General features: G+C 67.7%; 1 rRNA gene and 1 pseudogene. Both read right to left on the reverse strand.

The features are described from left to right. A pseudogene (locus ACWF99_RS33840) lies at nt 1-565 on the reverse strand (hypothetical protein); the annotation flags it as partial. A gap of 173 nt (nt 566-738) precedes the next feature. Next, nucleotides 739-829: ribosomal RNA gene (gene rrf / locus ACWF99_RS33845) — 5S ribosomal RNA — on the reverse strand; the annotation flags it as partial.

Below are 829 nucleotides of genomic sequence, written 5' to 3' on the forward strand. Positions count from 1 at the left end.
CGCCACGATCATTGTCGTCACGGCGCTGGTAACCACCGCGACCAGCATCATCGCGCTTCGGGTAGCCACCCTTCGCGCTGTCGTCACGGCGCTGGTAGCCACCACGATCAGCGGAACCGCCACGATCCGAACCACCACGGGGGCGATCGTCGTTGCCACGGTAACCACCACGGTCGCCGGAGCCACCGCGACCGGCGTCATCGCGGCGCTGGTAGCCACCGCGGTCGCCACTGTCGCTGCGCTTGAATCCACCACGGTCGGAGCTGCTGCCGCGGTCGTCGCGGTTGTAGCCGCCGCGCTGGCCTTCGGGACGACCGGAGCCGCGATTGTCGTCGTTGCGACGGAATCCACCCCGGTCGGAGCTGCCACGGTCGGAGCCACCACGACCCGCGCTGCTGCCTCGGCCTGCGTCGTCGCGGCGGAATCCGCCGCCTTCGCCACGGCCCGAGCCGCGATTGTCACCGTGTCCGCCGCGGGGGCGATCGGTCGGTTCGCCTCGCCGGCCGAAACCGGGGGCGTCTCCGTCCCGGCGGAAAGGCTTCCGTCCGTCGTTGTGTTCCGACACGGCGATCCCTCTCTAGGTTCCCCGACCTGCGGGGAGTGTTGTCAATGACCCCGCCACTAAGAATTCAACCACGGACGAAGGACGGGGCATCGTCCGCCTGGCGTACCGAACTCGTATCGAGTCCACAAACGCCGATAGGGGACCCAAATAAGGGTCCCCTATCGCGAAGGATGTTCCGGCAGTGTCCTACTCTCCCACACCCTGTCGAGTGCAGTACCATCGGCGCAGGTGGCCTTAGCTTCCGGGTTCGGAATGGGACCGGGC

Source organism: Nocardia sp. NPDC055002, assembly GCF_053608825.1.